The 314-nt window shown below is 61.8% G+C and carries 1 protein-coding gene; it reads right to left on the bottom strand.

The genetic code is table 11. The annotated features are described in order from the left end of the window. Positions 1-314, bottom strand: a 314-nt coding sequence (locus E0486_RS19045) for a hypothetical protein (RefSeq protein WP_165917416.1), incomplete at both ends; no start/stop codon positions are given.

Raw genomic sequence — 314 nt, 5'->3', positions numbered from 1 at the left:
TAGGTCTGTCCCTGCCAGGAGAAGGCGCCGCAGGCAGTGGCGGTGGTATCGCTGTGGTTGCCGGTAGTGATCGTCAGGTGCAGCGTGACCGTATCCTGGCAAGCGCCGTTCACACTCACGTAGTCGTAGTCGCCACTCTGGGTGTAGGTCTGTCCCTGCCAGGAGAAGGCGCCGCAGGCGGTAGCGGTGGTGTCGGTATGCACACCAGAGGCAATGGTCAGATGCAGCGTCACCGTATCGGTGCAGGCGCCATTGGTCGTGGTGTAGTTGTAGTCACCACTCTGGGTGTAGGTCTGTCCCTGCCAGGAGAAGGC

This window comes from Flaviaesturariibacter aridisoli, from assembly GCF_004343705.1.
In the GTDB taxonomy this organism is placed as follows: Bacteria; Bacteroidota; Bacteroidia; order Chitinophagales; family Chitinophagaceae; genus Flavisolibacter; species Flavisolibacter aridisoli.
Note: the sequence above shows the minus strand (reverse complement) of the source record. Positions and strands in the feature narration are given on the sequence as shown.